This is a genomic window from Dyadobacter pollutisoli, assembly GCF_026625565.1.
Lineage (GTDB): Bacteria > Bacteroidota > Bacteroidia > Cytophagales > Spirosomataceae > Dyadobacter > Dyadobacter pollutisoli.
Window position 1 is genome coordinate 2,086,171 of record NZ_CP112998.1, and the last position, 22,884, is coordinate 2,109,054.

General features: G+C 47.4%; 15 protein-coding genes. 8 read left to right on the forward strand and 7 right to left on the reverse strand.

Features of this window, described 5'->3' with window-relative positions; all coding sequences use genetic code 11:
* Positions 1-164 precede the first annotated feature (164 nt).
* The 5 genes from ON006_RS08600 to ON006_RS08620 all read right to left on the reverse strand — a co-directional run bounded on the left by ON006_RS08600 (position 165) and on the right by ON006_RS08620 (position 9,749).
* Positions 165-2,477, reverse strand: coding sequence for a S9 family peptidase (locus tag ON006_RS08600; protein ID WP_244818884.1), 2,313 nt, complete (start codon positions 2,475-2,477; stop codon positions 165-167).
* Positions 2,478-2,786: 309 nt separating this feature from the next.
* Positions 2,787-3,659 carry a helix-turn-helix domain-containing protein gene (locus ON006_RS08605; RefSeq protein WP_244818883.1) on the reverse strand — a complete coding sequence of 291 codons (873 nt, stop codon included), beginning with the start codon at positions 3,657-3,659 and terminating at the stop codon, positions 2,787-2,789.
* 107 nt (positions 3,660-3,766) lie between these two features.
* The gene (locus ON006_RS08610; protein WP_244818882.1) at positions 3,767-4,915 is read right to left on the reverse strand and encodes an efflux RND transporter periplasmic adaptor subunit; all 1,149 of its coding nucleotides are present in this window, start codon (positions 4,913-4,915) and stop codon (positions 3,767-3,769) included.
* Positions 4,916-4,927: 12 nt separating this feature from the next.
* A complete protein-coding gene (locus ON006_RS08615) occupies positions 4,928-9,295 on the reverse strand; it encodes a CusA/CzcA family heavy metal efflux RND transporter (RefSeq protein ID WP_244818881.1) in 4,368 nt (1,455 codons plus the stop codon).
* A 100-nt stretch (positions 9,296-9,395) separates the two neighbouring features.
* On the reverse strand, positions 9,396-9,749 hold the full coding sequence (locus ON006_RS08620) for a hypothetical protein (RefSeq protein ID WP_244818880.1): 354 nt from the start codon (positions 9,747-9,749) through the stop codon (positions 9,396-9,398).
* A gap of 231 nt (positions 9,750-9,980) precedes the next feature.
* On the opposite strand from ON006_RS08620, the gene ON006_RS08625 reads away from it, so the two are divergent.
* The 3 genes from ON006_RS08625 to ON006_RS08635 all read left to right on the forward strand — a co-directional run bounded on the left by ON006_RS08625 (position 9,981) and on the right by ON006_RS08635 (position 11,896).
* On the forward strand, positions 9,981-10,415 hold the full coding sequence (locus ON006_RS08625) for a hypothetical protein (protein WP_244818879.1): 435 nt from the start codon (positions 9,981-9,983) through the stop codon (positions 10,413-10,415).
* Positions 10,416-11,126 (forward strand): hypothetical protein, encoded by a 711-nt coding sequence (locus ON006_RS08630; protein WP_244818878.1) that lies wholly within the window; start codon positions 10,416-10,418, stop codon positions 11,124-11,126.
* A 62-nt stretch (positions 11,127-11,188) separates the two neighbouring features.
* Positions 11,189-11,896, forward strand: coding sequence for a sensor histidine kinase (locus ON006_RS08635; protein ID WP_244818877.1), 708 nt, complete (start codon positions 11,189-11,191; stop codon positions 11,894-11,896).
* Positions 11,897-11,903: 7 nt separating this feature from the next.
* Here ON006_RS08635 and ON006_RS08640 read toward each other — a convergent pair whose 3' ends face one another.
* Positions 11,904-12,278 (reverse strand): hypothetical protein, encoded by a 375-nt coding sequence (locus tag ON006_RS08640; protein WP_244818876.1) that lies wholly within the window; start codon positions 12,276-12,278, stop codon positions 11,904-11,906.
* Between the two features lie 182 nt (positions 12,279-12,460).
* Here ON006_RS08640 and ON006_RS08645 point away from each other — a divergent pair, with 182 nt between their 5' ends.
* From ON006_RS08645 to ON006_RS08665, 5 genes are all read left to right on the forward strand, one after another.
* Positions 12,461-14,668, forward strand: a complete 2,208-nt coding sequence (locus ON006_RS08645; RefSeq protein WP_244818875.1) for a phosphocholine-specific phospholipase C — start codon at positions 12,461-12,463, stop codon at positions 14,666-14,668.
* 195 nt (positions 14,669-14,863) lie between these two features.
* Complete coding sequence (locus ON006_RS08650) at positions 14,864-15,265, forward strand: response regulator (RefSeq protein WP_244818874.1); 402 nt, start codon at positions 14,864-14,866, stop codon at positions 15,263-15,265.
* Positions 15,266-15,276: 11 nt separating this feature from the next.
* On the forward strand, positions 15,277-18,024 hold the full coding sequence (locus ON006_RS08655; protein ID WP_267609971.1) for an ATP-binding protein: 2,748 nt from the start codon (positions 15,277-15,279) through the stop codon (positions 18,022-18,024).
* Positions 17,951-19,006 carry a PAS domain-containing sensor histidine kinase gene (locus tag ON006_RS08660; RefSeq protein ID WP_267610004.1) on the forward strand — a complete coding sequence of 352 codons (1,056 nt, stop codon included), beginning with the start codon at positions 17,951-17,953 and terminating at the stop codon, positions 19,004-19,006. The genes ON006_RS08655 and ON006_RS08660 overlap by 74 nt, the downstream gene beginning before the upstream one ends.
* Positions 18,991-20,133, forward strand: a complete 1,143-nt coding sequence (locus ON006_RS08665) for a metallophosphoesterase (RefSeq protein ID WP_244818872.1) — start codon at positions 18,991-18,993, stop codon at positions 20,131-20,133. The genes ON006_RS08660 and ON006_RS08665 overlap by 16 nt, the downstream gene beginning before the upstream one ends.
* 30 nt (positions 20,134-20,163) lie before the next feature.
* On the opposite strand, the gene ON006_RS08670 is transcribed toward ON006_RS08665, so the two are convergent.
* A complete protein-coding gene (locus tag ON006_RS08670; protein WP_310590179.1) occupies positions 20,164-22,743 on the reverse strand; it encodes a glycoside hydrolase family 95 protein in 2,580 nt (859 codons plus the stop codon).
* Between the last annotated feature and the right edge of the window lie 141 nt (positions 22,744-22,884).

Consider the following 22,884-nt stretch of genomic DNA (forward strand, 5'->3'; position numbering starts at 1 on the left):
ACTGTGCATGCCCTTCGACTTCGCTCAGATGACAAAGTCTTAAATTAGGGGTCAAAGACTACGCCTAACTTTGTGCCAAAAGTGCACATACCTTTCCCACCCAGCAATTGCACCCGCAATGCCGTCAAAAACCACTTTCAGACTTTTCAGAGGAGGTTAGGTTACTATTTCAATGCAATTTTATTCCGGTTCGGAGGGGTTACCTCCAATAATTTATTTACAAAAAAATCCCTTTTCTTCCGGCGGCCATAAGGCCCGCCGTCACTATGTCCCATTCCGGGAATCACAAGCAGTTCGAAATCCTTGTTAGCTTTGATTAATGCATCAGCAACCCGGTAGGTAGACTCCGGTGGTACATTGGTATCCACTTCACCGACGATCAGCAGAAGGTCGCCTTTCAGTTTCGCTGCATTGGTCACGTTCGATTGTTCGTCATAATGCTTCCCGACGGGGTAGCCCATCCACTGCTCGTTCCACCATTGCTTATCCACGCGGTTGTCGTGGCAGCCGCAGGCAGATACCGCCGCGTCGTAAAAGCCAGGGTGAAATAGCAATGCGCCCAGTGAGTTTTGTCCGCCTGCTGAGGTGCCATAAACGCCCACTTTGGTGGAATCAACCTGTGGATATTTGGCAGCAAGTGACTTCATCCAGGCGATACGGTCCGGGAAACCGGCGTCGGCCAGGTTTTTCCAGCACACATCGTGAAAGGCCTTGGAGCGGTTCGCAGTGCCCATTCCATCCATTTGTACTACGATAAAACCCAGTTCTGCAAGGCTCTGCATTTCGCCATAGTGACGGAATGCTTTCGGTACGAACGAATCCTGCGGTCCAGCGTAAATGTTTTCAATAATTGGGTATTTCTTCTTTGGGTCAAATTTGCTTGGACGATACACGATCCCCCAAATGTCGGTTTTACCGTCGCGGCCCTTCGCTTTAAAAATCTCGGGCAACTTGAAGCCCAGCGCTAAGTATCGGGAAATATCTGCCTGCTCCAATGCCATGACCAGCGAGCCATCGGCCGTTTTTCTGAGCTCCGAAACCGGCGGGCTCGTCATCGTCGAATAAGTATCAATGTAGTAAGTCCGGTCAGGAGAAAATGTAAGGCTGTGGTTTGCTTTGGCATGATCCGTAAGCTTCACCAGGCCGGTCCCGTCGAACTTAATGCGGTAGTAATGAATGTGATATGGATCTTCATCCGGGTTCATTCCGTTGGCCCGGAACCACACTTCTCTTTTGGCGGTATCAATGCTGTCAATGTCACGCACCACCCATTCGCCTTTGGTAATCGGGTTTTTGATCTTGCCCGTTTGCTCATCGACCAGGTACAAATGCCGCCAGCCGTCTTTTTCGGAAGACCAGATAATTTCGTGCTTTTCGGGCTGGTAGTGCGTGTAGATCAGGTTTTGATATATGAATGTATCCGTTTTTTCATCAATGATATTTTTGGTGCTGCCGGTAGTAGCATCCACCTCTATCACCCTGAAACGCTGATGACCGCGGTCTACTTTTTCGTAGGTGAAATGCTTGTCGTCACCATTGCGCCAACGGATTACCGGTGCGTCGAAAAAATCAATGGCTTCCGATTGCACTTTCACGATCTCACGCGTGCCTGCATTGATCACGTGCATTTCATAACTGGTGAATTCGTCCCCGGGCTGCGCATAACCCCGCGTTTTGACCTCACCGCGAGTGGTGTTAGGCAAGGAAGAAAAAATGATGCTCACCTTCCGTTCGTCCTGTGGTGTAATGCGGTAGCACACCAGGTATTTTCCGTCGGGCGACCAGCTCAGCTCGCCATAAGGTTTCAGCGGGTTTCCGTCGTAGGTGAGCTGTTTGGCGTCTTTTCCTTCTTTGTTACCAATGTAAATGTTGCCGTTTTTGACAAATGCTTTGCTCTTTTTATCAGGCGAAATGCTGTCCGCACGGAATGGCCGCCACCGGCTTAGTTGCCGCGTCCAGCCGATTTCTTTGGCTTTTGGAAACGTTGGCTTATCGATCTTCTGCGCCACATTGCCTTCTGTGTCATACGAGTACCATTTCCCTTTCGCCTGCATGACCGCCGTATGTTTGTCCAGGTCAAAATGGAGATCATGAACCGATAACTTCGCGGCAGAAAACGTCGAATCCGACGCTTTTGAAAGTGCTGCTGCTAATTTTTGATGATCGAATGCTTTGGTCTTCTTCCCTTGTACCGCGTTTACATATATGTACTCCGCGAGACTGTCTTTTAAAAAGTTGCGGTACCAGAACGATTGGCCGTCCGGTGCCCAGTTTGCCTGAATGGTCGCTTTCAGCACCGTACCTTTCGTCAGCGAATCCATTAGCTCCATTCTTTTATATGAATCGGCGATTTCAATAGAGGTAGGGCGGTAGGCAGGCAATGCAGATTTTTGCGCCGTGGCCGTAAGGCAAAGCGCTGACAAGGTTATGGTTTGAAGATATAAAGACGCCTTTTGTTTCAATGTAAAAATCTTCATGGCATGGGTTTATGTGGACATTCTGGAAATAATAAGCAATAGAAATCCTGCTGCCATTTCGGGCAGTTTTTTGATGCTTAATAAATATTTCTGTTTGACACTCCGATAACATTTCTGTTATCTAATTGTAAAATTAGCATTAACCAAAACTAAAAACTTGATGTTAATTAGCGGCTTTTTTACCGATATTAACTTATTTGTCTCAGGAATTTGGCTTAAAGGTTAATTTGGAAGATTTTATTCGGCAATTCGCCAGAATAGTAGAATAATGAATAAGTGTTTTGGAAGTTAAAACTTGTCAAATCCCTGCTAGATCAACCTTTCCCGGAAATCTTTGAGATATTCCCTTGGCGACTGGCCCATTGTTTTCTTGAATACACGGTTAAAATTGGTCACATTATCAAAACCGGTTTGATAAGAGACATCTGAAAAACTGTCAAATTTACCCGAAACAATCATTTTACAGGCTTCATTCACCCGCAGTTCATTAAGGAAGCTGACAAAGGTTTTATCCGTGTGTTTTTTGAAATACCTGCAAAATGCCTGCGGGGTAAGGCTGGCGATTTCGGAAATTTCGGTAAGGGAGATGTGTTTTTTGTAATTAGCGACCAGGTACTGGAAGATCTGGTCCATTCTGATACCTTCTACCTCGGAAATGATCTGCTCGCTGTTGTTCGTCGCCAGTGGCTTGATATTCCTGACCGTGGAAACTTGGTGGAGCAACTTTATAAATGAAGCGACCCGCATACTTTCCTTGCTATGGACAATCTCGGTAATGGTTTTTTTGATCACGTCCGACTCGGGGATTTGCATTCCATTATGCAGGCTATCGACAAATTTCCGGATCACAGTCAGTTCAGGAAGGCTGAGCAGGTTTTCGGAAAGTTGCCGGGGATCGAAGAAGATGGAAATAGAATGTATCTTTTTATCTTCTTCGGGATGGAAATAAACCTCGTCGCTTTTGAAAATGTGTGACTGGTTGGCCCCGATAATGTAAACGTCGCCGGATTCAAACCGCTGCATATAGTTGCCGGCGATCAGGATGCCGGTACCTTCCACCACCCATTCGATCTGCACTTCACGGTGCCGGTGCAGGTGATTATAGTAATGAGGCAGTATGTCTTCCTGTACGACAATCGTATGTTCTTTTGAAACAGGAATGGTAAACTGGACGACTTTCATGTTAACCGGAAGAGTAATTTCCGTGGGTCAAAGTGGGAATGAAGGGGCCAATATAATGAAGGAGCTACAATTTGTTCACATCGCCCGACAAATTGTAGCTCCGGTCACTAGCCTTCTTTCTCCGTATTTCTGATTTTCATGAGCAAGGCGTAGGCATTTTTTACAACCAGTCTGGTACCTCCGGTCATCCCTTTTGCTTCAATCTGCTGCTTGCCCTGACTGATCAGGCCGGGCGTCACTTCGGTCATTTCAAATTGACCGCTACCCTGGTCTGTAAAAACGTAAAACTTGTTCTCCCAGCGCACAACGGCCTCTTCCGGCACGGTCAGCGCCTCCTTGTTGTTCACCGAAACCTCGCCATTCATGTACATTCCGGGCACCAGGGCAGGGTTATATTTTTCAAAATGACAATGTACTTCCGCCATTCTGTCCTGGTCCAGATTTTTGCTGATCAGAATAATTTCAGCCTGAAACTTTTTTCCCGGGTCACCATTGGAATAAGCCACTACATGCTGCCCGATGGACAATGCATTCAGGTCTTTTTCAAAAACGTGAAGCGCCAGATGAATGTCACGCGGGTCAACCAGCTCGAAAAGCATGTCCGTCGGCGACGTGTACTTGCCCACGTTCACATTGACTTTGGAAACAAATCCATTGATAGGGGACAAAATGGAGACACTTTTCGAGATATTGTCGGATTTCAGCCGTGCCGGATTGATTCCGATCACTTCCAGTTTTTGTGCCAATGCATTCATCAGGATCCGCTGGGTTTCCATTTCAGCGCGTGCCTGCTGAAACACTTTGTCGCTGCTTGCTTTACTGGCATTCAGGTCTTTCTGGCGGCTGAACTCGGTTTCTGCCAGTGCGAATTTCTCACGCGCCATCAAGTAATCCTGTTGCAATTGAATAAACTGCATATCCTCTAATTCTGCCAGTACCTGACCTTTTCTCACACGCATACCCGGAAGCATGCTGGTGGATTTGAGGTAGCCGCCGAGTGGAAAGCTCAGGCTGACCGTACTTTGCGGCGGCACGTCTATTTTACCCTGAAGACTCAAAATGCCGCTGATTTTTTCCATTTTGGGTGTTCCAACTTCCACGCCGACGCTCTTTAATTGTTGTGAATTGAAAGAAACAATCTGCTCGGAAACCATTGAATCGGCCTTTTCAGTGGTTTCAGCAGAACCGGTTTTGTCGCTGCTTCCGCAAGATGTTAACATCCCGAAGCCGAGAAATAGGATGATGTATTTTTTCATTGTGAAATGCTTTTACAGGTTATTTAACTTTAATAATTCGATCACGGCCAGGTTGTAGCTATTCAGCACCTGAATGTATTCGCTCTTAATGGTCACGGATTGGTCTACCAGGATCACCCATTGCAGATAGTCGATTTCGCCAGCCTGAAACTGCTCATCCGCCGTGCTAATGATCAAATCGGCGTTTCGGAGCCCCTGATTTTCATAGTATTGCAGGCTTTCCATGTATTTCTGAACTTGCGCGGCTGCATTTTGTAGTTCGGTCTGGGAAGTCAGCCGGATCTGGTCAGCATGCTTTTTGCTTTTCTCCCAATCCAGTTTGGCTGCTGCTGTTCGCGCCGACTGCGCCTTGAAAAATATCGGGACGCTCACCCCCGCACTGATGTAGCTGAACCTGTCTTTACCATTATAATACAACTCCTGTCCACGTACCTGCTGCGGGCCGATGAGGCTCTGGTTATTATAGCCAAACATTATCTCAGGTAGCTGCTTTGCCTTTTCAGTCTTCCATTTAAACCATTGTACATCCTGCTGATATTTGGCTTGCTCCACAATAGGTAGCTCACCGGCAACCTGGAAATCTGCCGGCACGGTCATTGCATGTTCAATGCGTGTACCTGTGACTGCCGGCACATATTGCAACGTATCTTGAATGAAGAAGTTGAACTGTCTGGCCATGATAGCCAGGTCTTTTTCCAGCAAATTCAACTGGTTGGTAATTTGCTGCCGATGTGTTTGCGCCGCAGTTTTTTCGAGCACATTGGCAGCGCCTTTTTCGAAACGCAGGTTGGATTTGGATTCAAAAATCCGGTAAATACTGTCAGCGTAGGTCAGCAATTTTTTACGCTCGCTGAGGGCCACATATTCATAAAACAGTTGTCGGACAGAGGTGCGTACTTCCTGCTCGGTCAACCGCTTTTGAGCACCGGACATCAGAAAGTTAGCTTCCAGCATTTTGCGTTGATTGGAATACACTGCCGGGAAGCTGAATGTCTGGCTAATACCGATCCGGGTGTCGTTGTTATTGCTGTTTATTTTACCATAATCGGCGTTGATACTGGTTTTTGCGGGATCAAATGTGATGGATTGCAAACGTTCGCTCGCCTTTTCGTTCAGCCGCGCACCTTGTACCAGCAGATTTTTGGTCAAAGCGATTTGTAAAGCATCATCCAGACTGATCTCTTTCGGTTTATCCTGTGCATTAGCTGCCTGGATGACTAGTAATGTCAAAATCATGGCAACTACCTTTTTCGGAACATTCGTTTTGGGTTTACTATCAAACAAAAGGTAAAGAGCAGGTAACACAAACAATGTGAGCAAGGTAGCGGTGATCAATCCGCCGATTACCACCGTAGCGAGCGGACGCTGCACCTCGGCGCCTGCGCCATTGCTCAGTGCCATTGGTAAAAAGCCGAGAGAAGCCACGGCGGCCGTCATCAGCACTGGTCGCAGCCGGTTTCGGGTTCCCGTCATGACCAGTTCCAAAGAATCGGTGATGATACCTTCCAATTTAATCCGGTTGAACTCCGAAATAAGCACGATACCATTCAGTACCGCTACCCCAAAAAGCGCTATAAAACCGACACCAGCGGAAATGCTGAATGGCATACCTCGCGCTGCCAGCGCGAAAACGCCTCCAATCGCCGAAAGAGGTATCGCGGTATAAATCAGCGCGCCTTCTTTAACGGATGAAAAAGCAAAATACAGCATGATAAAAATCAGCAGGAGTGCCACCGGTACCGCTACGCTCAACCGAGCTTTGGCCTGTTGCAGATTTTCAAATGCGCCGCCGTAAGTGATGGTATATCCTGCGTCCAGCTTCATTTTTGCCTCCACTTTCTTTTGCAGTTCTTCTACGATAGACTGCACATCCCGGCCTCGGACATTGAACCCGACGATAATCCTGCGCCGGGTATTTTCGCGCTGGATCTGGTTTGGTCCTTCTATTTCCTGAATGCTGGCCACCTGATACAATGGGATCTGAATGCCCGATGGAGTCGAAATCGGCAGGTTTTGAACATCATTGATGTTTTTGCGACCCTCACGACCGACGCGGACCACCAGGTCAAATTTCTTCTCGCCTTCATAAATCTGTCCTGCTGCCGCACCGGCGAATGCAGCATTGATGGTGCGGTTAACGTCATCGATGTTCAGCCCGTATTTCGCAATTTCGCTCCGGTTGAATTCGATCACGATCTGCGGCATACCGGTCACTTTTTCAATGTACCAGTCCGCAGTACCACCCACGGTTTTGGAAATAGCGCCAAGTTGTTCCGCATACCCGGCCAGCTTGCCCAGATCTTCTCCGAAAATCTTGCACACCACATCCTGTTTGGCGCCCGTCATCAGTTCGTTAAACCGCATTTGAACAGGGTATTGAAATCCTGTGGTGACCCCTGGCATCACTTCCTGGGCCGTGGCGGCCATTTTACTGGCCAGCTCAGGGAAGGTTTTCGCGCTGGTCCATTCCGATTTATCTTTTAAAACAATGATCATATCACCACCCTCAATCGGCATGGGATCGGTCGGTATTTCAGCACTTCCGATCCTGGAAACTACTTTCTCTACTTCGGGATAATGGGCTTGCAGGCTTTCGGAAATGCGGTTGATCGCGTCAATCGTCATGGTGAGGTTGGTCCCCGCCAATAGCCGTGTTTCAGTTGCAAAATCACCTTCTTCGAGCTGCGGGATAAATTCGCCGCCCATTTGAGTAAACAAAAAAACGGCCACACCAAACAAAGCAAAAGCGATAACCACCAATGTCTTCTTGATCACTAATGCCTTTACCAGCATTTGATGATAGACATTTTCTATCCGGGCCATGATACGGTCGGAGAGGTTAGGCTTGTGCGAGATTTTCTTACTGATAAACATCGCGCTGATCATTGGTACATAAGTGAGCGAAAGAATGAAAGCCCCCAAAATCGCAAATGCTACCGTCTGCGCCATCGGCTTGAACATCTTGCCCTCGATACCCGAAAGTGAGAGGATCGGCAGGTACACGATCAGGATGATGATCTGACCGAAAACGGCTGCATTCATCATGCGGGAAGCTGAACCAGTTACTTCGCTATCCATATCTTCCTGCGATACAGTGTTGACATTGGCATACCTTTTGGAAAAATGCATATGGTGCAAAATCGCTTCTACGATGATCACGGCACCATCCACTATCAGCCCGAAATCCAGCGCGCCGAGGCTCATCAGGTTGCCGCTCACGCCGAAAATGTTCATCATAGCAATGGCAAAAAGCATGGAAAGCGGGATTACCGACGCCACAATGAGGCCAGCCCGGAGGTTGCCGAGGAACAATACCAGGATCAGAACGACAATGAGCGCACCTTCCAGCAGGTTACTTTCTACGGTACCAATGGCATTGTTGACCATTTTAGTACGGTCCAGAAAAGGCTCTATTTCAAGTCCTTCCGGCAGTGTTTTCTGAATTTCGGCAATGCGGGCCTTTACGTTCTCAATGACTTCCGACGAGTTACCACCTTTAAGCATCATCACGATGCCTCCTGCCAGCTCACCTTTTCCCGCCATCGTGAGTGCACCGTACCGGATCGCCGCGCCCATGCGCACATCGGCAATGTCCCTGATCAGGACGGGCGTACCGCTTGTATTGGTTTTGACCACAATGCTTTGAACATCGTTCGTGGACCGGGCCAGTCCCACACTTCTGATGTATAAAACCGCCGGACCTTTTTCAATATACGCACCGCCGGTATTCTGGTTGTTTTTACTCAATGCGGTAAATACATCGCTGATCGTGAGGTTGGCAGCTTTGAGGCTGGCAGGGTTTACGGCCACTTCATATTGTTTCAGCTCGCCTCCAAACGTGGAAACGTCCGCGACACCGGGCGTGCCCAGAAGCTGCCTGCGCACGATCCAGTCCTGGGTAGTCCGGAGATCGGCGAGCGAATACTTCTTTTCAAAACCGTCACGCGGCTTGATCACATACTGATATATTTCCCCGAGCCCGGTCGTGACAGGCGCCAGTTCAGGCTTGTTTGCATTTTCATTGATCTCGACCTGGGAAAGTCGCTCGGTAACCTGCTGGCGGGCCCAGTATATGTCCGAGCCGTCTTCAAAAACAATGGTGATCAGCGAAAGACCAAACCTGGACAGGCTCCGGCTTTCTTTCAGGCCTGGAATGTTGCTGATGGCCTGTTCAATAGGAAAAGTAATGAGGCGTTCGACATCTTCCGCGCCAAGCGAGGGTGCGGTCGTGATCACCTGCACCTGGTTATTGGTGATATCGGGGACTGCATCTATGGGTAACCGGCTCACTTCATAGCTGCCGTAGATCACCCACAGCAACATGAATATGCCGATCACCAGTTTGTTCTTCACAGAGAACTGGATAATTCTGTTTAGCATAACGAATTGAATTATAAATACATAGCAAATGAGCTATGGACGCATAGGTTTATGCGAACATAGATTGACAGGGCGTAAAATTCCTGTACAGCATATGTATTTACACTTGCGGTGGCCGGAAAAGCGAGCGCAAAGCGGCATGATAATGCAGCTGAGGCTTGTGAGGGCCATAGTCAGCCTTGACGGGCCAGAGGGTATTTTTGAAAGTAAAAGAGGTCGAGAAAGGCGTAAAAAGGAAGCTGGTATGCTGTATTTCAAACTTCTTGAAAGGCAGCTGCATGTCCTTGTCGTCATCATTATCATTAAGGTCATCGCCCCAATAATGCATCGAAAGGAAGTCCATGAAGCTGATATCGTGGTTCAATGCCTTATGCTCCACAAAGTGACTGATGAGGGAAGGTACTTTGAAAACCTGGTACAATGACGTGGTGTCAAGTATCAGGATCGTCAGCATAATATGTAGGATAAACCTTTTCACAATCCGAAAATAGTACCGGATCGTTGTCTTTGCAAGTAACCGGTAGTAGTTTTTTGCCTTGATCAACTTCTGAGGCTATACGGTTACTTACTTTCGGGGTGAATTACCCTCCATGAAACGTGGTATTTCTGGTTGTGATGAAGGGATTTATGGATCAAATTTGAATGCATTATTTATTCATATTTTTCAATCTAACCTTTAATTACTATGTCGGACGTTCAGAATGAAGGAGCAAAATTTAATGGGAATCTATGTTCAGATGAAGGCCTACTCGAAGTTGCGACTGATCTATTTAACAAGGTTTTCGGTTATAAAAAGGAAAATACCCAAACATTTTTCTTTTCTGCGGGAGATATTCTTCAAATACTAAGCGCCGAGGATTGCATTGGAATTAACGTGTGTCCTGCATTAGATGACAATCCCAACGGCAATGACATTTTCATAACAATGGCACTGAAACCGCTAAGACTTGAAGATATTCTTGAAAGCGATCACAAGCAGAAGGTCAATTTAGCTGTACGACCTGGCGACCCTGCGAAATGTTGCCCGACTCCCGGCTTCCCGGTGGCGGGAACGCGAGATAAGAAACTTGCACATTGGATAAAGGAAATACAGAAATTGCAAAAATTACCTGTCGTCTGATTGTCAACTTCAAAAGCCCAGGACACTAAAATCCTGGGTTCCTTCTTTATGTTCGAAAAAGTATTCCTTATTCTGACTTATTTATATCTGGCAACGCTTTTTGTGGCTGTTGTTATTGCATTTGCCAAACGGGGCGCCTTACCAAAAGGACTTAATATTCTCTGGATTTATTTCGTCCTGCTAATATTAGTTGAAATTGCCGTGGATCTTTCCAAATGGTACTTCAAGATTGATATGAAATATTTCCTGGCGTTGTACAATGTCTTTGGAATTATCGAGTACGGATTCATCGCATTTCTCTATTACTATTCCATCGCTACCCGCAGGCGAAGCTGGGTAATGATCAGTTTTTGTATCTACACTATTTTTGTCTTGGTCAACATGATATTTCTCTCGGACCATTTCACACACAACTACACTTTTATCGCCCGGTGTCTGGTCTTTATCTGGCTGACATTAGAATATTTCTGGCAGTTATCGCAAAGCCAGGACATTGTTAAAATCACCAAAATACCCCTTTTCTGGATCAGCGTTGGCATTTTTGTCTTTTCAATGGGAAGCATTTTTGTGCAGGGACTTGGATCAGATATTGCTGACAAGGAACTGGCATTTGCGATTTATCTATTAAATCCGATTCTAAACATATATTTGTATATCATGTTTATTATTAGCTTTTTATGTACTCAACGGAATACCGGGTACTCGTCATAATTATTATCGGCACAATAGTCCTGCTGATTGTAAGTGTCTTTATTATTTATCTCTTATTGTATTTGAAGCAAAGGCAAATTGTCAACAATCAGGAAAAGGCAAGTATACGTGCGCAGTTTGAACATGAAATCCTCAAAGCTCAAAACGAGGTAAAAAATAATACGCTGCAACAAATTGGCCAGGAACTGCATGATAATATCGGACAATTACTGTCCATTGTGCGGATCAATTTGAATGTGGTGGAGGAAATGAGCCTTGACATTGAGACGCTCGATTACATTAAACAAACCAGTGAGCTTGTCGCACTTTCTATTCAGGAAGTGAGGTCGTTAAGTAAAAGTCTTGACGGTGATTTTGTGCAGCAATTTGGCTTGATCGAAAGCATTACGCACGATCTGCAGCGGATAAGGAAAACCAATAAATTTCTTACTGAGATTACAGTGGAAGGGGAGCCATTTTCCCTGGGCTACGAAAAAGAAATTGTACTATTTCGCGTAACCCAGGAAATTTTGAATAATATGATGAAGCACTCAGCGGCTAGCAATGTGACGCTGAGTGTTCGATACAGCGATCGGCAATTTCTACTTTCAATTAAAGACAACGGCAAAGGTTTCGACTATGCTGCTGTTATGAAACGGGATATGAGCGATTCTGGCTCAGGCCTGCGTAACATACTCCGCCGCTGCAATTTGATCGGTGCCGAATGTATTTACGAATCCGTAGTTGGTTCGGGTACGAGCATTAACATTACAATGGCGACAAACTCATGATAACCAGCTACTTCTGAGCCTCTTTCGTAGCGGTAATCGGGAATTCTCCGTCCTGGGATACGATGGTACCGCTTAGTTTTTCACCGTCCTGGGTCATGGTTACGGTTAGCAGGCCGCCCTGGAAATCCAGCTTGAATGTGACCTTGCTCTGGTCAATGGTCAGCTCCTTCATTTCCATTTTTTCGGTCGATCCCAGGTAGCCCACGGTCTTGTCGTCCTTTTGCTCAAAAGTCATGACGCCAGTTTCGTATTCCGGCGGTACATTGCTTACAGTGTACTTCCAGGTCCCGATCAGATCGTTGGCAACAATGGCCTTTCGCGCTGCTACGGAGAACATGCTGATGGTCACAAGCAGAATTAATAAATAGTTTACCTTTTTCATGTTAATAGATTGGATTAATTGTTTTTTGTTTGATTGATACGATTGAATTGCCGCATTGGAGGCCAAATTAGAAAAATGGATTAATGAAACAATATTTGCAATATTATATTTTTGGTAAATAAATTACAACATTAGTAATCAGGAGGTTTACTTACTTTCTGACCTTTCATCCTAAACCCATTATGACCGAAATTAACCGTCGAAAGTTTATTAAAATGTCCGCTGGCGCGGGTGTCGCATTGAATTTATTGCCCCCATTGATCAGAAAAGCACTGGCGGTGGATGCATACAATCCGTCCAAGAGTATCCAGGACGTGCAGCACGTAGTCATTCTCATGCAGGAAAACCGTTCATTTGATCATTATTTTGGAACAATGCGTGGCGTAAGAGGTTTCGGCGACCGCTTTCCGATCCCACTGGAAACTGGGAAAAATGTATTTTTTCAGTCCGATGGAAAACGGGAAATTCCACCTTACCGGGCTGACAAAAAGACCATGAATGCAGCTCTCGTGAATGGAACACCGCACGATTTCCCGGATACGCAGGCCGCCTGGAACCAGGGGAAGTATGGCTACTGGCCTATGTTCAAGACGCCTTTTTCAATGGCTTACTATACCCGGGAAGAGATTCCGTTCCAGTATGCGCTGGCCGAGTCGTTCACGGTTTCCGACGCCTATCATTGCTCCGTTGCCACCGGTACTGATCCAAACCGCATTGTTTTCTGGTCGGGTTCTAATTTTGATCCGGCAAAAAGGGCCGCGGGCATCAACTGTACGGACGCGGACTCAGAGCCTGTGAACCTGCGCTGCTGGCCAGAGCATGCAGAAGGTACCAACCAGCCGGGACTCATGCCCGAGCCGGGTTACGTGTACCGCGGATCGTCATTTAAATGGGACACGATCCCGGACGTTTTGCAAAAAGCAGGAATCAGCTGGCGAATTTACCAGGACCCTAATGATAACTGGGAGGGTGCGATGCATGGTTGTCTGGCCTTTGAGAGCTTCCGGACGGCAAAACCGGGATCGCCGATCTATGAAAATGGCATGAAACACTGGTCGCTGGATGACCTTACCAGACAGGTAAAGGACGGAACATTGCCTCAGGTAAGCTGGATACTGCCGTCCAAAAGCAATTCCGAACACCCGAGCGGACCGTCCAGCCCGAACCGGGGAGGCGACTTTACCCATCAGGTGCTGACGGCCATTACTTCGAATCCTGAGGTGTGGAGCAAAACCGTTTTCTTCCTCACATTCGATGAAAACGATGGGTTGTTTGACCATTTGCCAGCTCCTGCGGTACCTTCATTTAACATGGACGGTACACTTGCTGGTAAGGCTACGATGGACATTGCCGGGATGTATTTCAATAATGACAAAGGCACAACTTCCTTCCCGAACCCATTCCTGGAAGCGAGTATGAAAAAGGGCGGCGAGGTGAAAAAGCGGATCTATCAGGATAAAAGGGATACGATTAGCGGAAATATCCGGCCATGGGGAATGGGGCCGAGAGTGCCGATGTACATCATATCTCCTTGGAGCAAAGGTGGTTGGGTAGATTCGCAGGTCGCTGACCATACTTCCGTCGGGCAGTTTTTGGAAAAGCGTTTTAAAGTGAGCATCCCAGCGATCAGCCCGTGGCACCGGGCGGTGAGTAGTGACCTTACTTCTGCATTCGACTTTGTGAACCCCAATGATCCGGTCTTTCCAAAACTGCCGGATACCGCCAATTATGCTGATCTGGAAGCGTCGTCAAAATTACTGCCGAAAGCTGCCGCACCTGAATCACCTGCGCCATTGTTTTATGAAAAAGGCACCCGTTTCTCACGTGCACTCCCGTACAGGCTGCATACGCATGCGGAACAGACTCAAAATACAAACGAAATCAGACTGAAATTTGAAAATATTGGTACTGCCGGTGCCGTGTTCCATGTGTACGATCTCAAACATTTGGACCGCATTCCGCGGCGATATACCGTGGAGGCTGGCAAGCAGCTTGCGGACGAGTGGGATTTGTCAAAGGATAATGGCGATTACGATCTGGAAGTTTATGGCCCGAACGGGTACTTTCGCAAGTTTTCGGGAAACAGGAAAAACCAGGAACCGGAGATCTCTGTCGGATATGACCATAAAAAGGGTATGCTGATGCTGGAACTGCAAAACCCCGGCAAGGTTTCGGTGCAAGTTACCATTCATTCCAATGTTTATGATCATGGAGGTCCCTGGACATTTCAGCTGACGTCCCGTGGCAAAGCGAAAAAAGAATGGCCGTTGGCTACGTCGGGTAACTGGTATGATTTTTCAGTCAAAACTTCGGAAGAAAATGGTTTCATGCGACGGGTGGCCGGAAGGGTTGAAACGGGTAAGCCGGGCATCAGCGATCCGGCGGTATAGAACGCTGGCAGACTGACCATACGAATGCAATGGTGCCAAAAATGTGAGGTAGGGAGTCAAGTGGGATTTTATTGGGTAAAATGTGAGATCCACAGGTGTGGTATTTTATTCATGATTTTGTTGGTGCAAGAAAAGTAAATTACAATTCTAACGTATTTTTACAGCTGTTTGATAACCCCTCTGAACTGAATTATAATGCCGGGTATATTTACCGTTTTTCTGGTTGATGATGACATCGATGATCAGGAAATTTTCCTTTTTGTCATGAAGGAGGCCTATTCCGGAGCACATTGTGTCCTGGCCAAGGACGGGGTACAGGCATTGGACAAGTTGAGGGACTCCTCGTTCACGCCGGATATTATTTTTGTAGATATCAATATGCCGCGAATGAATGGAACGGAATTGCTAATAGAGCTTAAGAAAATATCCAGGCTATCAAACACTCCCGTTTTTATGTATTCCACTTCTGACGAACAAGAAATTGTGGCTACCTGTAAAAATCTTGGCGCCTCCGGTTTTGTTAAAAAGTATACTGATACTGACGAGGTTAAAAAGGAATTTGTACAGATCATCAGCAACCTTACCACGTCGGAATAATGGAAGCCAGTGTGAATAAGACCCTTGAATTTCTAGCGGGAGGCGGGGAAATGGGGGCGCGCATACGCAATTTCGACTGGCATCAGAATCCATTGGGCAGCCCGGAATACTGGCCGCAGAGCCTCAAAACCTGTGTCCGTATTATGCTTAGTTCCAAACAGCCAATCTGGCTTGGATGGGGAGAGCAGCTCATCAAGCTTTACAACGACGCCTACATTGACATTGTCCGTGGCAAACATCCTGTCGCATTGGGCCAGCCCGCGTCAGCAGTTTGGAAGGATATTTGGAAAGACATAGAGCCGCTCCTATCCCGCGCCATGCTGCGTGACGAAGGTACCTATCTGGAATCGCAGCTGCTCATTATGGAACGCAGCGGGTTTCCGGAGGAAACATACTATACTTTTTCCTACACGCCCGTGCTCGGGGACGACGGCAGGCCTGCGGGAATTATTTGCTACAATACTGCTGATACAGAGCGTATTATCAATGAGCGCTCGCTGAAAACCATGCAGCAGCTTGATACCCTTGCACAAAAGAAGACGGAGGAAGAAGTGTACCAGCAGGCAGCCCGGGCATTGTCAGTCAACACGCGGGATTTTCCATTTGCAATCATTTACAAGATTTCAGACGAGGGCCAGAAAGCTGAAATGACGGCTACTTCCGGTATTTCGCAAGACCATCCCGAGCTCCGCCGGTCCATTGATTTGAAGGAAAAAAATGGAGAAGCCGGGAGCATTGCGAGGGCGGTGGAGCAGAACAGGATCGTGGAGTCGGGCAGTGAACGCAGGTGGCGCAACCCGCCACCGGGAGCCTGGGATGTGGCGCCCAGAAACTTCCTGGATGTGCCGATCAAATCGGCCAATAAGAAATTCCCGCTCGCGGTACTTACCGTTGCATTGAATCCTTACCGCAAGTTTGATGATGCTTACCGGAATTTTATCCAGCTTATTGCAGACCAGATTTCCCTGGGTGTCAACAATGCGCTGTCTTACGAAGAGGAGCGAAAGCAAGCCAAGGCATTGGCGGAGCTCGATAAAGCAAAAACATTGTTTTTTACCAATATCAGCCACGAGTTCCGTACGCCGCTTATGCTCATTCTGGGACCGCTGGAAGAGCTGCTGAACAAAACCAGTCTCAATTTGAGTTTTTCCGAAAAGCAAAATCTGGAAGTCACGCACCGGAATGCGCTACGGCTATTGAAACTCGTCAACACACTGCTGGATTTCAGCCGGATAGAAAGCGGCAGGAACCAGGCGAATTTTGTGCTGACAGACATCAGCACGTTTACGAAGAACCTGGCCTCCAACTTTCGTTCGGTCATTGAAAAAGCTGAGTTGCAGCTGAAACTGAACGTTGCGGAGATAAGCGAGCCTGTGTATGTGGACAGGCAAATGTGGGAGAAGATTGTCTTCAATCTTTTGTCCAATGCATTTAAATTTACGCTGGAAGGGACCATTACGCTGACGCTTACTTCGCAAAATGGCCAACTTGTTTTTTCGGTGGAAGATACCGGCGTGGGTATACCCCAGAAAGAAATACCGCATATGTTCGAACGGTTCCACCGGGTGCAGAATACGGGTGGAAGAACATACGAGGGCACCGGGATAGGTTTGTCGCTGATCAAAGAAATGGTACGGTTACATCATGGTACCATTGAGGTGGAAAGCCAGACGGGCAAAGGAAGCGTGTTTACGGTACACATTCCATTTGGTAAGGAGCATTTGCCATCGTCTCAGATACAGATCGGTCAGACGGATTTCCATGACACAATCTCCAATGTTTTTGTGGAAGAAGCGTCTACATTGCTGGATGTCGAACTGCTAACGGACCATCACGCGGCTGTTGCAGCCAGCTCTTCTGGCCGCGACCTGGTGCTGATTGTGGACGACAATGCGGATATGCGGCAGCATATTCAATCATTGATTGCTCCGAAATACGATATTATTACTGCTTCCAATGGTGTGGACGCATTGCCGAAAATTGCCAGGTATAAGCCCTCATTAATTCTGAGTGACATTATGATGCCAGAAATGGACGGCATTGAATTGCTCCGACATGTGAAAGATGGCCCGGAAACCAGCCAGATACCGATGATCCTGATCACGGCCAGGGCGGGAGAAGAATCGAAAATTGAAGGCTACGAGATTGGGGCAGACGATTATCTTGTCAAGCCGTTCTCAACCAATGAATTGCTTGCCAGGATCAAGGCGCAAATTAGAATAGCAAAAACAAGGAAGCTAGTAGAGGAACGGCTACAAGGGTTTTTGATGCAAATGCCGGCGGTGGTGGCTTTGGTCGAAGGGCCGGATTATCGATATACCATGGTAAATACCATGTTCCAGACGCTTTCCGGTAAAACGAGCGCTGACCTGATCGGTCGCAGCATTCAGGAAGCGTTTCCGGAACTGGCAGGACAACAGGTATTGGCAATGTTTGATCAGGTTTACGAGTCGGGCAAGCCACTGACGAAATATGAATTGCCGGTTTCCTGGCTGTATGATAATAAAATTAAGACGGCGTACTTCGATATCGTCATTTATCCGATCAAGGACGAAGCAGACAAATTAACTGAGCTGATGTTGCATGCCGTGGAATCGACCGGGCAGGTTTTGGCTCGAAAAAAAAATAGAAGAGAGCGAAGAGAAATTCCGTACCCTCACCGAAACGCTTCCGCAGCTGGTGTGGATGACGGATGCAAAAGGCGCACAGCTTTTTGCATCACGTCGCTGGATCGAATACACGGGTATTATGCCTACTGACGAAAGTTCATGGAGGGAAATTGTTCACGAAAGCGACATTCAAAACATTGCCAGATCGTGGAGCAACAGCCTGCAAAGTGGTGAAACTTACAAGGTAGAAGTGAGGCTGAAAAGCAAGGAAGGCGAATATCGCTGGCACTACGGACAGGGTGAGCCTATCCGCAATGAGGAAGGGGACATTATTAACTGGATCGGCGCTTTTACGGACATCAATGACCAGCGGATATTTACAGATCAGCTGGAAAAGAAGGTCCAGCAGCGGACAGAAGACCTCGTGAAAGCAAACAGAGAATTGGAATCGTTCAACTACATTGCCAGCCATGACTTGCAAGAGCCATTGCGAAAGATCCAGACGTTTATTCATCTCATTGAGAAAAACCGGTTTGATATCGAAATATCGCAGCGGTATTATCAGAAAATATACGCTTCTGCCCAGCGAATGAGCGAGCTGATCCACTCGGTACTGACTTACAGCCGCCTGGCCAAAACAGGGGAGGAGTACGCTGAAACAGACCTGAACAAAATATTAAACGACATTCGAATTGATTTTGAGCTGTTACTGACTGAGAAGGACGCGACCATTACCTGTGGCAGGCTGCCAGTGATCCGTGCGAATGGTTTTCAGATCAATCAGTTGTTTTCCAATCTGATCAGCAACTCACTTAAATTTTCGAAGGAAAAGCCACACATCCATATTGATGCTGAAATGAACCTTGGTAGCGATATCACGGCTGTTAATGCTGCTGACCCAATGCAGCCATTCGTCAGGCTTATATTTTCTGACAATGGTATCGGATTTGAGCAGGAGTTCAGTGAAAAAATATTCAGCCTGTTTCAGCGCCTGCATGGCAAGCATGAATATTCCGGAACAGGTATCGGACTAAGTATTGTTAAAAAAATTGTAGAACAGCACCATGGATTTATCGTTGCGGAGTCGCAGCCGGGAGAGGGAGCGACATTTAATATATGGATACCAGCTTGAAATCGATGAGTTGTACCGGTCACTCCATAATCGCAGGATGTCTTGCAGGTATTTTAATATGGGTAGCTTCTGTCACATTTTCCTTTGGACAGGATAGCATTCACAGGCGCGTGATCCTGGTCGGCGATGCAGGAGAAATTAACCCAAAGCAACATCAGGCACTGAATGACGCTGCTGCCAGTATTATTGCCGGAAAAACGACGGTGATGTTTCTCGGGGACAATATTTATCCGCGCGGAATGGGGCTGCCGGGGAGTGAAGAACAAGCGGCGACTCAGCAGATACTGCGGTCACAGTTCAGTCCCATGAGAGCAATGGGCGCGCCGGTTTATTTCGTTCCCGGTAACCACGATTGGGACAAGTCGGGCCGGAACGGACTTGCCAAAATCAGGCAAATGGGTCATTTTCTGCAAGATCAACACGACCCCGGACTTGCTATGGTACCGGCCAATGGGTGCCCCGATCCAGTTGAAATAAGTCTCGGGGATAGTCTGGTCGTGATCGCATATGACAGCGAATGGTGGCTATTCCCTTATGAAAAATCGGATTCTGCGGATGGTTGCGGATGTCATACCCGGGAAGAAGTATTGTCGCGAATGCAAGAAATGAAAACCAGGAATGCTGGCAAATTCTTACTGCTCGCGTCCCACCATCCGTTCCAAAGCTACGGGACGCACGGGGGCAAGTACAGTTTGAAAGACCATATTTTCCCTTTGACAGCCCTGAAAAAGTGGTTGTTTATTCCGTTACCAGTGATCGGGTCGTTGTATCCGGCATTACGGACGATTTTCAGAAATGCTGAGGACCTCGGCCATCCGCTGTACAAGGACATGATCAGCAGAATAGGAGCGGTTTTTCAGGACGATTCAAATGTGGTTTTTGTGGCGGGGCACGAACATGGCCTGCAATTGATCCGGGACAAGCGCTTGCAGGTAGTAAGCGGCTCGGGTTCCAAACATTCCTATGCTAAAATGGGCAAACATTCGCTTTTTTCAGATACCCGCCAGGGCTTCGTCACCATTGATCTGCTGGCGGATAATGAGCTGGCGATAACTTATCACGCACTTTCGAAGCAAGTAATGGGTACCGTATTCTCATTTCGCTTGCCATGGAAGGCATTGAAATGAGAATACGGTTGTATCAAAAAGGTAAAAGCATCACCTGGCTACGACCTGATAGACTTTGCCTTTTTCAGTTGCAAAGGAATTGGTATATCCGAGGTCTGTCTTTTCATTTTTGGTAACAACACCCTGAACGCTAACCGGTAATGCGGTTCTGAGCACACATTTACCACCGTTCAGTGATTTAATGGTCGATTTGGCAAGTTTGTTATTCTTCCAGTCCATGCTTACCTCGAAGCCGCCCCTTGCTCTCAGTCCTTTCACGCTGCCTTCTTTCCAAACGGAAGGTAAGGCTGGCAGCAGGCTTATTTCATCCAAATGACTCTGGATCAGCATTTCGGACATTCCCGCGGTTCCCGCAAAATTGCCGTCGATCTGAAAAGGAGGGTGTGCGTCGAAGAAGTTGGGATAGGTACCACCGCCCAACACACTGCCTTTCACATCGTTGGTGTACTGCATCAGCTGCCGGATAAGCTTGTAAGCATGGTCGCCGTCCAGCAAGCGCGCCCAAAAATTGATCTTCCAGCCCTTGCTCCACCCGGTACCGACGTCTCCTCGGATTTCGAGCGTTTTTTTGGCGGCTTCAAAAAATTTAGGGGTCAATGTCGGGGAGATCTGCCGGCCCGGATGCAGACCGAACAAATGCGAAACATGGCGGTGCTGAGGATCGGTTTCGGGGAAGTCCTTGTACCATTCCTGCAGCTGGCCCTTGCTGCCGATTTGCAGCGGGAGCAGTTTCGAACGTTTTTCGATCAAAAGTTTGGTGAATGTCTCGTCGCTGCCCAGGATTTTACCCGCGTCGATCAGGTTGGTAAACAGATCGTAAATGATGGACATATCCATGGTAGTACCAATGGAAACGGCCGCTTCCTTGCCATCTGCCTGCTTGAATTTGTTCTCCGGAGATGTGGACGGAGCCGTGACCAGGTAACCGTTTTTGTCCTCAACAAGCCATTCAAGGCTAAAAAGAGCTGCTTCTTTCATGATCGGATAGGCTTTTTCACGAAGGAATGTTTTGTCGCCTGTAAAGCTGTAATGTTCCCACAGATGCTGGCAAAGCCAGTTCCCGCCCATATACCAGTTCGCCCACACAGGGTCGCCGTCGCCCACATTACCAACAGGGTTGGACATGCCCCATATGTCCGAGTTATGATGCGCAACCCAGCCACGTGCACCGTAAAATTCCTTTGCAGTCACCTTGCCTGTCTCCGAAAGGTCCTTGATCCAGTCGAGCAGGGGGACGTGCATTTCGGAAAGGTTAGCCACTTCTGCCGGCCAGTAATTCATTTCCGTATTAATATTGATCGTGTAGTTAGAACTCCATGGCGGTCTCATTTCCTTGTTCCAGATTCCCTGCAGGTTAGCTGGCGGGCCGGCAGGAACACCTTTTAGTGCAGGACGGGAAGAGGAAATCAGCAAGTACCGACCAAATTGATAATACAACATTTCCAGTCCCGGATCGTAGCTGCCTTTGGAGTAGCTCATCAGGCGTTCGTCGGCGGGAAGTTTAATGTTGGGGTTGTTACTCGTCGTATCTTTTACATCCAATGTCAAACGGTTGAAAAGCGAATGATAGTCAGCAAGATGTGCGCTGAGCAATGCGGCATATGGCTTAGCAAGAGCCTTATTCATGTAATTTTGTGCCAATGCTTTTTCATCTTTTCCATCCTTGTCCGGGCATTTGTCGAAACCGTTAAAACTCGATGCTGCCGACAAATAAATGGTCACTTCAGTCGCATTTTTGACATGCACACCAGCGGTATCCGTTGCGATTTGCCCGTCTTTGCTCACCGCCTTAATCCTGAACTGAAAGCGTGGTCCGCTACATCCCGAAGCATCTTCATAAATGATAGGCTGCTGATTTTTAGGGTTATAGTAGTTTGGCGCGACGTGTGCCGGAGCTTTCCCACTCACGACCAGCTCTTTTGTTGCCGATGCAGAAAGGGCATATTTCAACTGGCTGCTGGCCGAAACTACGAAATTGAGCTTTTTAGGCTGCGAGGCAGTGATTTTAATGACAAGAATATTGTCCGGGGCCGATGTGAAAACCGCTCGTTTGTACTCCACACCATTCACTGTAAATCTGGTGGAAGCCACCGCGTTTTCAATGTTAAGATCACGGTAATAGGCTGTGGGTTTGGCCCCTTGCAGGTCCTGGACGATTTTGACATCGCCCATGGGCATGTAGGATTCCGTAAAAAGTCCTTGCATTTTCTGGGCCAGCTCATTGGCTTTCTGGTAATCCTCTTCTTTCAAAAGTGCGTCCCTGAGTTGCGGCAGGTAGGAGGGCGACTCGGGATTTACCTTCGTTTTGACCGGCCCGCCCGACCATAATGTGCTCTCGTTGAGCTGTAAAAGCTCTTCTTCGACACCTCCGAAAACCATTGCTCCGATGTGGCCGTTACCGACAGGCAGCGCTTCTACCCACTGCGTGGCAGGCTGTTTGTACCAAAGTGTAAGATTTTGTTTTTGTGCGTGAACCTGTGAGACCAGGCCGCAGAAAACGGTTAATAGTAGCGTTTTTCTCATTGATTTTAACGTGCTGAAATGCTTGTCCAGGATCGGTTTGATGCCGGTCGGACGCTTCAAATCGAACCGGCGGTTGAAGTACGCCATTTCGATTAATAATTTGAGATCAATGTTAAAATAGCTTAATGTTTTGGTAGAATCAGGGAATATCTTTGTATAAATCTATTATTCCTTCGTATTGTTTAAAGAAAAATCCAGCTTTTAACGGATCATTGAGAGAAATTATCA